This window comes from Pseudarthrobacter sp. Y6 (genome assembly GCF_050156205.1).
Classification (GTDB): domain Bacteria; phylum Actinomycetota; class Actinomycetes; order Actinomycetales; family Micrococcaceae; genus Arthrobacter.
Window position 1 is genome coordinate 4,056,556 of sequence record NZ_CP189574.1, and the last position, 11,477, is coordinate 4,068,032.

The 11,477-nt window shown below is 64.0% G+C and carries 13 protein-coding genes and 1 pseudogene; 8 read left to right on the plus strand and 6 right to left on the minus strand.

Annotated features, from left to right (window positions below; translation table 11 throughout):
• The first annotated feature begins 258 nt into the window (after positions 1–258).
• A complete protein-coding gene (locus tag ACQCSW_RS19600) occupies positions 259–738 on the plus strand; it encodes an META domain-containing protein (protein ID WP_426988584.1) in 480 nt (159 codons plus the stop codon).
• Positions 739–1,778: 1,040 nt separating this feature from the next.
• On the opposite strand, the gene ACQCSW_RS19605 is transcribed toward ACQCSW_RS19600, so the two are convergent.
• The gene (locus ACQCSW_RS19605) at positions 1,779–2,819 is read right to left on the minus strand and encodes a protein kinase domain-containing protein (protein ID WP_426988586.1); all 1,041 of its coding nucleotides are present in this window, start codon (positions 2,817–2,819) and stop codon (positions 1,779–1,781) included.
• A gap of 328 nt (positions 2,820–3,147) precedes the next feature.
• Here ACQCSW_RS19605 and ACQCSW_RS19610 point away from each other — a divergent pair, with 328 nt between their 5' ends.
• From ACQCSW_RS19610 to ACQCSW_RS19620, 3 genes and pseudogenes are all read left to right on the plus strand, one after another.
• Positions 3,148–3,537 carry a hypothetical protein gene (locus ACQCSW_RS19610; protein WP_426988588.1) on the plus strand — a complete coding sequence of 130 codons (390 nt, stop codon included), beginning with the start codon at positions 3,148–3,150 and terminating at the stop codon, positions 3,535–3,537.
• Between the two features lie 85 nt (positions 3,538–3,622).
• Positions 3,623–3,811 (plus strand): hypothetical protein, encoded by a 189-nt coding sequence (locus ACQCSW_RS19615; protein ID WP_426988590.1) that lies wholly within the window; start codon positions 3,623–3,625, stop codon positions 3,809–3,811.
• A 42-nt stretch (positions 3,812–3,853) separates the two neighbouring features.
• Positions 3,854–4,127 (plus strand): annotated as a pseudogene (locus tag ACQCSW_RS19620) (aldehyde dehydrogenase family protein); the annotation flags it as partial.
• Here ACQCSW_RS19620 and nagB read toward each other — a convergent pair.
• Genes nagB through ACQCSW_RS19635 form a run of 3 tightly spaced genes read right to left on the minus strand, consistent with a single transcriptional unit; the run spans position 4,117 to position 7,463 of the window.
• Positions 4,117–4,929: a glucosamine-6-phosphate deaminase gene (gene nagB, locus ACQCSW_RS19625; RefSeq protein ID WP_426988592.1), complete on the minus strand. Its 813-nt coding sequence runs from the start codon at positions 4,927–4,929 to the stop codon at positions 4,117–4,119. The pseudogene ACQCSW_RS19620 and the gene nagB sit on opposite strands and share 11 nt — an antisense overlap.
• A complete protein-coding gene (locus ACQCSW_RS19630) occupies positions 4,910–6,193 on the minus strand; it encodes an N-acetylglucosamine-6-phosphate deacetylase (protein ID WP_426988594.1) in 1,284 nt (427 codons plus the stop codon). The genes nagB and ACQCSW_RS19630 overlap by 20 nt, the downstream gene beginning before the upstream one ends.
• Positions 6,183–7,463 carry a PTS transporter subunit EIIC gene (locus ACQCSW_RS19635; RefSeq protein ID WP_426988596.1) on the minus strand — a complete coding sequence of 427 codons (1,281 nt, stop codon included), beginning with the start codon at positions 7,461–7,463 and terminating at the stop codon, positions 6,183–6,185. Before ACQCSW_RS19635 ends, ACQCSW_RS19630 begins: the two co-directional genes overlap by 11 nt.
• 186 nt (positions 7,464–7,649) lie before the next feature.
• Between ACQCSW_RS19635 and ACQCSW_RS19640 the strand changes: the two genes are divergently transcribed.
• Genes ACQCSW_RS19640 through ACQCSW_RS19650 form a run of 3 tightly spaced genes read left to right on the plus strand, consistent with a single transcriptional unit; the run spans position 7,650 to position 9,102 of the window.
• A complete protein-coding gene (locus ACQCSW_RS19640; RefSeq protein WP_058930899.1) occupies positions 7,650–7,880 on the plus strand; it encodes a glucose PTS transporter subunit EIIB in 231 nt (76 codons plus the stop codon).
• Entirely contained in the window at positions 7,877–8,377 is a 501-nt protein-coding gene (locus ACQCSW_RS19645) for a PTS sugar transporter subunit IIA (RefSeq protein ID WP_426988598.1), read from the plus strand. Before ACQCSW_RS19640 ends, ACQCSW_RS19645 begins: the two co-directional genes overlap by 4 nt.
• 5 nt (positions 8,378–8,382) lie before the next feature.
• A complete protein-coding gene (locus tag ACQCSW_RS19650) occupies positions 8,383–9,102 on the plus strand; it encodes a GntR family transcriptional regulator (RefSeq protein WP_426988600.1) in 720 nt (239 codons plus the stop codon).
• A 236-nt stretch (positions 9,103–9,338) separates the two neighbouring features.
• Here ACQCSW_RS19650 and ACQCSW_RS19655 read toward each other — a convergent pair whose 3' ends face one another.
• Both ACQCSW_RS19655 and ACQCSW_RS19660 read right to left on the minus strand, forming a co-directional pair.
• Positions 9,339–9,797: a helix-turn-helix domain-containing protein gene (locus ACQCSW_RS19655; protein WP_426988602.1), complete on the minus strand. Its 459-nt coding sequence runs from the start codon at positions 9,795–9,797 to the stop codon at positions 9,339–9,341.
• Positions 9,790–10,386: an IS607 family transposase gene (locus ACQCSW_RS19660; protein WP_426988604.1), complete on the minus strand. Its 597-nt coding sequence runs from the start codon at positions 10,384–10,386 to the stop codon at positions 9,790–9,792. The genes ACQCSW_RS19655 and ACQCSW_RS19660 overlap by 8 nt, the downstream gene beginning before the upstream one ends.
• Before the next feature lie 153 nt (positions 10,387–10,539).
• Between ACQCSW_RS19660 and ACQCSW_RS19665 the strand changes: the two genes are divergently transcribed.
• On the plus strand, positions 10,540–11,397 hold the full coding sequence (locus tag ACQCSW_RS19665; protein ID WP_426988606.1) for a prephenate dehydratase: 858 nt from the start codon (positions 10,540–10,542) through the stop codon (positions 11,395–11,397).
• The last annotated feature ends 80 nt before the right edge of the window (positions 11,398–11,477 follow it).

The window sequence follows — 11,477 nt, forward strand, 5'->3', positions numbered from 1 at the left end:
CACTGCCTTCCACCGTTGGGAAAAACATCTTGATGGAATCAACCGTGGGGTGGGCTCAACTGAAACTGCGATTCATCAACCGGCGAGCCGCGAAGTGGGCTCCGACCAAACTGCAAAACCGGTCCCCACTCAAACTGCCATAAACACAAAGCCGCTGCGTGCGTATAGGCTCCCAGCAGCGTCCACCTTCAAGGGAGCACAATGAAGCGCACTGGGGCCTGGAACTATGGCATTCCTCTCGTCTTAATCGGCACACTAATGACATCTTGCGGAGCCCAGACTTCGGACCAACAAGGTCCTTCCGTATCGACTCCTTCTTCGACCAGCCTCAGTCCCGCCCCGGCCGGCTCCACCCCGCCCCAGGAAACATGTGCGGCGTTCCTGCCATCGGCCCCGTGTGCCATCTATACGAGCACTTCCGGAACAGCGGGTGGGACAAATCTGCCGTGGGTGGCGTCGGGCAGCCTCAGGGTTCAGCTGAACGCCGTAAACGGGGACCTTTACCTGAGCGTGAGGACCAACTGCGCGCCCATTAGCGGGCCAGTGGAAATCACCGGGAACACCATGACCGCGCGCGACCTTGCCATCGGCGCTGTAGGGTGCCCGGAGGAGCTCGGCCGGCAAGACCAGTGGGTCTTGGAAGTTCTGAAACGTCCGGTAGAAATGAGCTTCAGCCAGGACTCACTTCAGTGGAAGAGCGGAGCAGACACACTCAGCTTCAAAAGCGCAGATTCCTGAATAGCCGGATGTGCCGTGGTGGGACTGGCCGGCTTGAGTGCCCCAGCGCGAGGTGATGACCCGACTCAACCGGCCACACTCCGACGGGTGTAAACACTAGGACCACACCTGTGGCCCACCCCAGAGCGCCGCCCGGCGGCGCCTGACCTGCACAAACGAGGTCTGTTCCTTGCCGAAGTCCCGTCGGACCCCGAGAGAACCTTGGAAATGAGACATCGCAAGAATCTGCCCGGTTTCCCCAGCTAGGGTGGCCACCATGGACATCTTAATTGGGGCGTTAGCAGTGCTTGGTGTGCCAGCTGGGTTGGCGTGCATCTGGGTATGGACCTCGCGAAGGAATCGACGAAAGGGCATCAAACGCAGAGCTAGTGGAGAACTGCTCGGAATGGCAGATGAGATCTTCCGCCCTCAAACGCATCAGGCTCAGCAGATACAGAAGATCCAGCACGAACTTCCAGCGCCAGCCCCCTCTCCTGGAGACCCGGCGGCCTCCAAGCCCTAGCGCGCCAGCGAATCGTCAATCTGGTTGTCCCGGTTTAACGGGACGCCGGGCCAAAGCCGAGAGCCGGTGCAGGCGGCATCGAACATTCCGTGCAGTCGTCTGAAGGTAACACTGCCTGCAGGCCGCCCGGTAGACGATCGGCTAACGGACTTCAAGGGTGACATTTAGCGCTGCGAAAATGACGCCACTTAACGCTGCGATCCACACCGGAAATTTTGGGTGTTACTTGCGCCTGCGGCGCAGGCTTACGGGCGGACATGTTTGCGGGCGGCGCGACGATCGCGATCGGCAACATCATTATCGTCTCCCTACGTCAGCATGCGACCCCGAACGATCTACTCGGGCCCGTCAACAGCGCCTACAGGCTCGTGGGATGGGGCACAAGGTCCGTCGGCGCCCTCCTAGCGCAATCATTCGGCTTGCAAAGTACCTTCGCCATCATGGCAATCGTCGTACTGGACCTACTCGCACTCCTACCAAGGCTATCCAACTACGCCCCCAACGCAGCCGATAAACCTAATCACCACCAGTTAGGTAGCTATCGCTGAATGTTCCTGTCGTGAGTGCTGTTGTACCGCGTAGCGGACGCATCCTGCATGAGGACGCCGAACATCTCGGTTATATAGACAGCGACATTCGCATGTCGAGCAATCAGGTCAGCACTGCTGCCGAGTGCCACACGAACTGGATCCAGCGCTGGCGTAGCAGGGTCAGCGGCGGCAGCACGCAACAGTGCCAGGCGCTGCGGACCGGAGGTATAGCCGAGTTCGAACAGCACCCAGTGGAACAGATGCATAAGGGCAGTATCACGGTCGTAGCCTTCATGCGCGACCATGGATTCTTTTTCCTCCGGGGTGAGGTCGAACCCGCGGTAAAGCGCCAGGCCGAAATCCGTGAAGAGCAGCCTGCCCTCCTGTACGAGGATGTTTCCCGGATGCACATCGAAGTGCTGGAACCCTTGTCTCCTCATCCATGCTGTGGCTTCGACGATCTGGTCGATCACGTCAGCGAAGACGCTCGGCCCAGTGCCAGCGGTTAGGCTCCTGCGCACCCAAGCGCCCAGCGTCTCGGGCACGTACTCAAGAAAAAGCACCACACTCTTGGACGCGTCCTTCATCGCGGTGACTTTCCTCCTAACCTGAGGCCAATGTGTCCCCCACTGGCGTTGAGGAACATAGCCATCAAATTCACTGAGGTCTGTATTGCACTTCAGATCAACGACTCGCCACCCGAGCAAAAGCGGGAAGAAATCCACCGCTCCTGCCTGAACCCACTCGGAGGTCGCCTGATGTGCCGCCAATTCTCGCCCGACTCCGTGGGTAGGGCTTCCTATCCCGTAGTGGCAGACAAAGGGAAGCTGGACTCGACTAGCAGTGGCGGTTGGATCCGCCTCTTCAATGCTTGTCAGTGGGAGCTGTTTCACAAAGACAGTCGTTTCATCGATACAGGCTGTCTTGGTTGTTCCCCCAATACCTACCCCAACCGGCTCAGCAGCATCAATGAGCGTCCGCACGCCGGCATCATCGAGCCCAGCGAGCACATCGGAGATACTTCGGGCTTTATCTAAACGTGCCGTCATCACTACACCCTAAGGGCTGGCCCTTCCCGCGCTCATGCGCCATAAAGCGATCACAGAACGCCGCCACGAAGCGTTAACATCCACATGCTGGTTGAGCGTCTACGCGCTCGTGTCCGGTGAGGGTTCCGTAAACGGACGGACTATGGCCAGCTTCCATCGACAAGCTGCCGCCCAGTGGTTACCTGCCTCGACGCGGCCTTAGCGTACGATTTTTTCCGTAAGCGACCTCAACTCTGATGAGCGCGACCCTGATCCGCTGCGCCGGAGAGCCAATGCCTACCTGGACGGACTGGCTGAGGTCGCCCGCGCGGAAGCCAGGATGGCTGCCATGGAAGTCCACCTCGCGGCCGCATACGCCGTTACGGCCAAGGCCATGGCGGCCCCGGCCATGTCACCGCAGGAGAGCGGCGCCCAGGAAATGGGCCTCGTCGCTGAAGTCGCGTGCGTCCTGACGGTGAGTGGACGGACTGCCGGGGCGCTCCTGTCCGAGGCCCACGAGCTCACCACCGCCCTGCCGCTGACGCTGTCCGCGCTGCAGGCCGGAAGCATTTCGTGGCAGCACGCCCGCGTCGTGGTCGACGAAACCGTGAACCTGGACCCTGCCGGTGCCAAGGCGCTGGAGGCGAATTTCCTGGACCCTGACGTCGTGAACCCGGCGCGTGGGTGCCCGGCCGGTGAACTCGTCCCTGGCCGGTTCCGGCACAAGGCCCGCGCCTGACCGGGACGGCATGGCTTGGCTCTCCGCCTGCCTACCCGCCGACACCGCGGCTGGGATTTGGGAGCGGACCACAACCTCAGCCCGCATGCTCCAAGGTCCCGACGAGCCGAGGACCCTGACCCAACTCCGTGCCGACATCGCCGCCACCTGGCTCCTCACCAACACCGGTGACTCACCTGGCGAGATAGTCGGGGGTGTTCCGTCGCCGCGGGCGCAGGTGTTGGTCACGGTTCCGGTGCTCTCGCTAGCTGAGGGTGCTGACCACCAGGTATAGGACCCAGGTCAGCAGCAGTGACGAGAGCGCTGGAGCAACGAGGCGCTGCCGATCATCCGCTACAGCACCGTGGACGAAGCTGTCACCAAAGCGAACGCGCTCGACGTCGGACTCGGCGCCTCGGTCTGGTCAGCGGACCCCGCCGCCTCACGCGAAGTGGCCTCACGCCTCCAAGCCGGCCTGGTCTGGATCAACAAGCACCGCGCCGTTGACCCGTGTGTTCCCCTTCGGCAGAGCCAAGCAGTCCGGCTACGGCCTGGAATTCGGCGTCGAAGGCATAAAGACCCTCGGCGTACCGCAGGTCATCAACGGCTGACCGGCTGCTGGAGCCAGGGCCTTGTGGGTGTTTGGCCCAGCTTGTCGTTGAATTCCTGGGCTTCCCGGTAGTAATCCAGCAGGCTCAGCTGGGATGCAGCACCGGGGTCCAGGATGATAACTGCCCGGCGGAGCAGCTGCAGCACCGACGCGGGGCAGTGGGCGCTGACCGGCCCTTCCACCATGGCCCGGACAGCGGCGGCCTTGTTCTCCCCCATCGCCACCAGCACTGCCAGTTTGGCTTCGCGGATGGTCCCGAGACCCTGCGTCAGGCACAGCCGCGGAACATCGCCGTCGGAAAAGAACCGCGCGTTGTCAGCCCGCGTGGCCCCGGCGAGGGTCTTCACCCTGGTGCGTGAGGCCAGGGACGACGTCGGTTCGTTGAAGCCGATGTGGCCGTTGGCGCCGATACCCAGGATCTGGATGTCCACACCCCCGGCAGCGGCGATCGCTGCGTCATAGCGGTCAGCCTCGGCCACCAGGTCCGGCGCGTCTCCCTGGGGGGTAAAGAGCCGTTCCAGGGGCAGGTCCACGTGGTTAACAAACTCCCGCCGGATGGTGGAGTAGTACGACTGCCCGTGCTCCGGCGGCAGACCAGCGTATTCGTCCAGCGTGAAGCCGGTGACCTGGCTGAAGCTGAGCCCTTCCTCGCGGTGACGCCGGCTGAGCTCCTGGTAAGTGGATTTCGGGGATCCGCCGGTGGCCAATCCGAGGACGGCCGGACCCTGCCGGACCCTGGCCTCGATGATGTCCGCCGCCCGGGCTCCTACGTGATCGACGGACTCACACAGAACTATCTGCACGGTCATTCCTTTCCTGCGATTGTGGCGTGCCGGCGCGGTAGGCCTGCACGAGTTCAAGTTCTTCGGTGGTCACCAGCACGTCCGCCCGGTAACCCTGGGCAATGGCGCCCACCCGGCTGGGGCCAGGCCGATCCAGGCCCATCAGCCGCGCCGGAGTGGAGGATGCCGCCATGACGGCATCGGCCAGGGGAACGCCCCACTCAACGCAGCGGCGGACGTTCTCCAGCAGGCGACTCGTCGCGCCGGCGATCGCCCCGGCACCGGCGTCAGCGGTGCCGGTCAGCCGTGCCACGCGGTCCTGGACCAGCACGTCCAGGCTGCCGAGAGTGTAGTGGCCGTCGGACATGCCCGCCGCTGCCATCGCATCCGTGATGAGGGCAATGGAGCGGGGACCCACCAGCCCGAAGACCATGCGGACGATCTCCGGGTCCAGGTGCACGCCGTCGGCAATCAGTTCCAGCACCATCTGCCCGGGTGACTGCTCGGCCGCCTGCAGCAGGACCGCGATGGGTCCGGGCGTGCGGTGGCCCAGCGGGGGCATCCGGTTGAACAAGTGCGTGGCCGACCACGGGCCGCCAACCCCACCGTTTACGCCGCCCAGGACTTCCCGGGTGCGGGAAGCCGTAGCGGCGGTGTGGCCAATGGAAGGCACGACGCCGTGTTCCCGGCAGAGCTGCACCAGCTCGGCAAAGTGCGGGGTTTCGGGGGCAAGAGTCAGCGACCGCACGGTCCCGCGTCCCGCCTCGAGCCACTGCTGCAGGAGCGCCGGGTCGCCGTCGATGATGGCTGCCGGGTCCTGGGCCCCGCACATGCTTTTGGTGATGAACGGCCCTTCCAGGTGCAGGCCGGCCAGGGTGCCGTCCTGCACCAGGTCCCGCAGCACGGCGATCTGTTCCAGCAGCACCTGCGACGGCGCCGATACGAGCGAGGCAAGTACCGACGTCGTGCCCTGCGCTGCGTGGTGGCCGGCAGCCAGGCGTGCACCGTCCGCATCCGCGGAGAAAGTGTGCCCCACGGCGCCGTGGCAGTGCACGTCCACGAGCCCGGGCAGGATGAGGGGCACCTGCTGGATGTCGACGCCGATACCGGCCGGCAGGTCCGCTGTCGGGCCGCACCACACGATGTTCCCTCCGGCCATCACCACGGTGCCGTCGTCGATAACTTCGTCACCCGGGCGGCCGGTGACGAGGCGGCCCCGCAGCCCCACCCCGCCGACGGTGTTCAGGGGCACATCGTTGACGGGCAAAGTCCGGTCAGCTCGCATCGGCTTTGGCCATTGAACCGTTCTCGTCGGTTTCATCTTCGCGCCCCATCGTGCGCAGGTTCCAGCGCCTGATCACGAAGCGGAACACCACATAGTAGATGGCGGCGTAGACCAGACCGATGGGGATCAGCCACAGCGGATTCTGTGCGATGCCGAAGTTCAGGACGTAGTCGATGGCTCCGGCTGAGAACCCGAACCCGTGGTGGATGCCCAGGAAGTTCACCAGCATCATGGAGGTTCCGGTCAGGACGGCGTGGACGATGTAGAGCGGCCAGGCCACGAACATGAACGAGAATTCCAGCGGTTCGGTGATACCGGTGAGGAAGGCGGTGAGGCCGGTGGAGAGCATGATGCCGCCGACAATCTTCTTCTGGCCAGGCCGGGCTTCGTGCCAGATGGCCAGGGCAGCCGCGGGCAGGGCGAACATCATGATCGGGAAGAAGCCCGTCATGAAGACCCCGGCGGTGGGGTCTCCGGCGAAGAACCGGTTCAGGTCGCCGTGGGCTCCGTCGTAATCACCGATGATGAACCAGACGATCGAGTTCAGGATGTGGTGCAGTCCCAGCGGGATGAGCAGCCGGTTGAGGGCGCCGTAGACTCCGCTGCCCACCACCGTGTTGTCCGCGACCGTGTTGCCGACCGCTGTCAGGCCCGTGTTGAAGAGGGGGTAAATCAGGGCCATGACCACACCGATGACGATGGCGGCAAAAGAGGTCAGGATCGGCACCAGCCGGCGGCCGGCGAAGAACCCCAGCCAGTCCGGCAGGGTGGTGCGGTGGAAGCGCTGCCACAGCCACGCCGTCGTCAGGCCCATCACAATGCCGGCCAGCACGCCGTAGTTGATGACAGGATCCTTGCCGCCCTCCGGAGCGGCACCCAGCACCAGGGGTGCCATGACCTTGAAGACGTTTGTCAGGACCAGGAAGCCGACGACGGCGGCCAGTGCCGTGGACCCGTCACCCTTCTTGGCGAAACCGAAGGAAATTCCGACGGCGAAGAGCAGCGGAAGGTTCTCAAACAGGGCGCCACCGGCTGCGCCGATGACCTGGGCAACGGTGGTCAGCGATTCGAACCTGCCCAGCAGGTCGTCCTGGCCGAGGCGCAGAAGGAGCGCAGCCGCTGGAAGGGCGGCGATCGGGAGCATGAGGCTGCGGCCGAAGCGCTGCATGTTCTGCAGGGCTTTGCCGCTGCCCTTGCCCTTGCCAGGGGCCGGGGCGGGGGCGGCCAGAGGGCCGGCCCCGGCGGATGCTGATGGGTTTTCCGTGGTCATGATGTTCCTCGTCTCGAAGAGGGCGGTGCTTGTGCGGGGATGCTTGATTCAGTAGAGTCTAGCTAACTGGTTATAACCAGTGACAACCATCACTGTGAAGGGCGCCGGCCTCAGTTGTCAACCTCAAGCTGTAAAAAGGCTTCCGGACCCGGCGTCATTCACCGCGAACCAACTCCAGGAGTGGACATGTCCAAAGCAGAAATCATCCTCGCCGCCCTTGGCGGCGCCGACAACGTCGAAGAAATCGAAGGGTGCATTACACGCCTTCGCACCGAGGTGGTGGACTCCTCCCGCGTTGACGAGGCCGCCCTCAAGGCCGCGGGTGCCCACGGCGTCATGATGTCCGGCACAGTGGTCCAGGTGGTCGTAGGTCCAGAAGCCGAAAGCCTCGCCGAAGACATCCAGGACCTGATGTGAGCACGCCTGATGTGAGCACCCAAGCACCGGCCCAGGCCATCAGCGTTGTCTCACCCCTGCCCGGGCGGCTCATTCCCCTGAACGAGGTGCCGGACCCAGTGTTCGCCAAGGGGCTCGTCGGAGGAGGGGCCGCCGTCGTCCCGGATGACGACGCCGGCGTCCTCACCGCCGTCGCACCGCTGGACGGCCGGGTCATCAAGGTCATGCCGCACGCCTACATCGTCCAGCACGCGTCCGGGCCCGCAGTGCTGGTCCACGTCGGCATCGACACCGTCGGACTGAAGGGCGAGGGCTTCACCGTGATCGCGCAAAAGGGCGACCAGGTACGTGCCGGTGATCCCATGATCACCGTGGACGTCACATTTGTCCGCTCAAAGGACCTGAGCATGTGCAGTCCCGTGGTGATCCTGGACAGCGCGGCGGACGCGATCGAACCTCCGGCCTCCGGTGGCCGCGTGGAAGCTGGCGGCCACCTGTTCAAAATTCCCGGAAAATAGGAGACATGGAAACGGCAGGGGAACTAAAACACGTCTGGGTCCGCAGGCGACTCCAGCATCTGGTCGCCACCACAATGCGTCCCGGGGACGCCCTGCTGGGTGAGCGGCAACTGGAGGAGCAGTTCGGCGTCTCCCGCATCACCGTGCGCCGGGCCATTTCGGACCTTGTCCAGGACGGCGCACTGGTGCGGATCAAGGGGAAGGGCACGTTCGTCTCCCACGGGCTGGTGCGTTCCACCCTGCACCTGGCCTCGTTCAACGAGGACATGCGGGCAGCCGGATTCGAACCCAGCACACGGGTCATCAACGCCTCCACGGCAGTGCCGCCGGCGGCGGCCGCTGACCACCTCGGCCTGGCGCCCGGGGAAACGGCCTATCGCGTCCGCAGGCTGCGGCTCGCGAACGGCGCGCCCGTGAGTGTGGACGAATCGTGGCTGCCGCCCGCGCTGGTCCCCGGGCTGCTCTCAGAAGACCTGACGGGATCCCTATACCGGGCCCTCGGCGCCGCGGGGCACCCGGTGCAGCATGCGGAACAGACCGTCGAGGCCGCCGCCGCACCTGACGAGACCGCCGCGCTGCTGGACATCGAACCCGGGTCACCCGTCCTGCTCTTCCGGCGCCGTTCGTTCACCGGCCAGGAGGACCCTGGCACGCCCATCGAATACGCCGTCTCAACGTACCGCTCCGACCGGTACCAGGTGTCCATGCGGCTGGGCGTGGGCTAAGCCAAGACTGCTGATGGTCCCCTGATCGGTTGGCTCCATGCATGAGTCCGTCGATGTGGACGAAGCGGCCCGGCAGCATGTTCCCAGCACCTTCAGGCGGTGACGTTATCCGGATTCTCGCCCGCCGGCGTCGACCTCCTCACGGAGGTGGCTTTCAAGCTCGACGACGGCGTGACGCTTGCGCCGCGCCAATAGGCCTGGCTCCGCGTCACCGTTCCTAAACTGTTTGTTTTTGTTTAGGAGGCGAGAATTGCTTCTCGCCGGTCCACGGCTGACCCGTTGCGGGTGCGTGGTTGCAGTTTCTTCGGCGCCTGCCGCACATGCTGAGCATGTGCGGTCTTCTGGTTGCCTCCGCTGCCGTTTGATGTCTCCGGACCACTTCCGGCGACAGGTGTTACCAGGCCCACAAGGTTGTAAGCCGCATTCAGGTCGCGGTCGATTGCTCGGCCGCAGTGCTCACACTCGAAAGTGCGTTCCGTATTCCACCACCGCCGCAACGCGTAAAGGTTCCAGTCCACCGACGGCAGCTGCTCTGTCTCGACACCGGCATCTTTCGCCGCCGTGCGTGCCTCCAGCTGCTCTTTCACATGTGCGAGCCCAGCATTGAACGCAAACCGGGCAGCCCCCGAATGAGAGAGCATCGCCCGCTCCTGCGCCGGCGACGGATCAAGAGCGACCTTCACTGCCTCAAGCACGGACCGCCTCCGACGGTGAGGCCGCTGCTGCGGACAGGGCTGCCGCAGTCCGGTTCCTCGCGGAACGGCGACCATACAGACGCGCGCAGAACGACGTCAGAACCTCAGTCATATCGCGAACCAGATCATCAGAAACCTCAGCAGAATCCAACACCACAAGCTTCCGGCCGGCAGCTGCGAGAGCTGCCTCGACCAAACCAATGTTCATCCGCCCCAGTCGCTCCCGATGCTCGACCACAATCACATTCACCGCTGGGTCAGCCAGCATTCTTCGGACCTTCGCGCGGGAGTCGTTCAAGCCCGAGCAAATCTCGGCCTCGGAACGGACCACGTTCATCCCGCCAGCGAAAGCCAATGCACTCAACCGGTCCATTTGACGGTTCAAGTCCTCGCGCTGGTCCGACGAAGAGACACAAGCGTAAAAACCCACAGCCGGGACAGGCACATCGGTAATCGGTACATCAACGAGAATCGTTTTCCCGTTGATACCGACACGGCGCACCGGAACAGGCATCAGGCCCTCACGCACCCCACGGTACGCAGTCTGATAATTGATACCCTCCTGGGCAGCCCATTCCTTCAAACGCATACCGAACACGCTACGGGCAACCACCGACATTCATAATGGACAGCAGATGAGACCCCCCGCCTGACTGCACTTAACGTCCCGAAACGCCCGAATGGCGACACTAAATGCCGGCCAGTTGGGTGGGTGGGCACCTGCCGTGAAACCATACGGACCATGGCCCAGAAGATTGCGTACCAGGGTGAGCCCGGCGCCAACTCCAATATCGCGTGCATGCAGATGTTCCCCGAACTGGAAAGCGTTCCCTGCGCCAGCTTCGAGGACGCCTTCGAGCTGGTCTCCAGCGGTGAGGCGGAGCTTGCCATGATTCCGATTGAGAACTCGATCGCCGGCCGGGTGGCGGACATCCACATCCTGCTCCCCCAGTCGCACCTGCAGATCGTGGGCGAGTTCTTCCTGCCCATACACTTTGACCTGCTGGGTATCCCGGGCAGCACCATCGAGGCGGCCACGGAGGTCCATAGCCACATCCACGCGTTGGGACAGTGCCGCCGCCTGATCCGCGAGGCGGGGCTGCGTCCAGTCATCGCCGGGGACACCGCCGGCTCCGCCCGGGAGGTCAGGGAGTGGAACGATCCCACCAAGCTCTCCCTCGCTCCCCCACTCGCGGCGGAGATCTACGGCCTGGAAGTGCTCGCTTCGCGGGTCGAGGATGACCCGTCCAACACCACCCGCTTTGTGGTCCTGGCGCGGGAAAAGGAACTGCCCACACGCGACGAGCTGCCCGGACCGGCGGTGACCAGCTTTGTGTTCCGTGTCCGGAACGTCCCGTCTGCGCTGTTCAAGGCGCTGGGCGGGTTTGCCACGAACGGCGTGAACATGACGCGGCTGGAGAGCTACATGGTGGGCGACGAATTCGCCGCCACCATGTTCATGGTGGACGTCGAAGGACACCCCGAGGACCTGCCGTTGCGCCTGGCCCTTGAGGAGCTGGACTTCTTCACCACCGAAGTCCGCATCCTGGGTGTCTATGCCGCTGCCGAGTTCCGGACCGCGCAAACAGTCACTGCCTGATCCCGGGCCGCATCACTCCTTGGCGCGGCCGTAATCCCATGCTTGTCCACGGCCTGAAACTGCAGTTCCGCGGACCGAGG

What these genes read in the sequence shown, in the direction of transcription:
- ACQCSW_RS19600 (WP_426988584.1), top strand. Translation starts at nt 259, where the DNA reads ATGACATCTTGCGGAGCCCAGACTTCGGACCAACAAGGTCCTTCCGTA.
- ACQCSW_RS19605 (WP_426988586.1), bottom strand. Translation starts at nt 2,819, where the DNA reads ATGACGGCACGTTTAGATAAAGCCCGAAGTATCTCCGATGTGCTCGCT.
- ACQCSW_RS19610 (WP_426988588.1), top strand. Translation starts at nt 3,148, where the DNA reads ATGGAAGTCCACCTCGCGGCCGCATACGCCGTTACGGCCAAGGCCATG.
- ACQCSW_RS19615 (WP_426988590.1), top strand. Translation starts at nt 3,623, where the DNA reads ATGCTCCAAGGTCCCGACGAGCCGAGGACCCTGACCCAACTCCGTGCC.
- ACQCSW_RS19630 (WP_426988594.1), bottom strand. Translation starts at nt 6,193, where the DNA reads ATGCGAGCTGACCGGACTTTGCCCGTCAACGATGTGCCCCTGAACACC.
- ACQCSW_RS19635 (WP_426988596.1), bottom strand. Translation starts at nt 7,463, where the DNA reads ATGACCACGGAAAACCCATCAGCATCCGCCGGGGCCGGCCCTCTGGCC.
- ACQCSW_RS19640 (WP_058930899.1), top strand. Translation starts at nt 7,650, where the DNA reads ATGTCCAAAGCAGAAATCATCCTCGCCGCCCTTGGCGGCGCCGACAAC.
- ACQCSW_RS19650 (WP_426988600.1), top strand. Translation starts at nt 8,383, where the DNA reads ATGGAAACGGCAGGGGAACTAAAACACGTCTGGGTCCGCAGGCGACTC.
- ACQCSW_RS19660 (WP_426988604.1), bottom strand. Translation starts at nt 10,386, where the DNA reads ATGCGTTTGAAGGAATGGGCTGCCCAGGAGGGTATCAATTATCAGACT.
- ACQCSW_RS19665 (WP_426988606.1), top strand. Translation starts at nt 10,540, where the DNA reads ATGGCCCAGAAGATTGCGTACCAGGGTGAGCCCGGCGCCAACTCCAAT.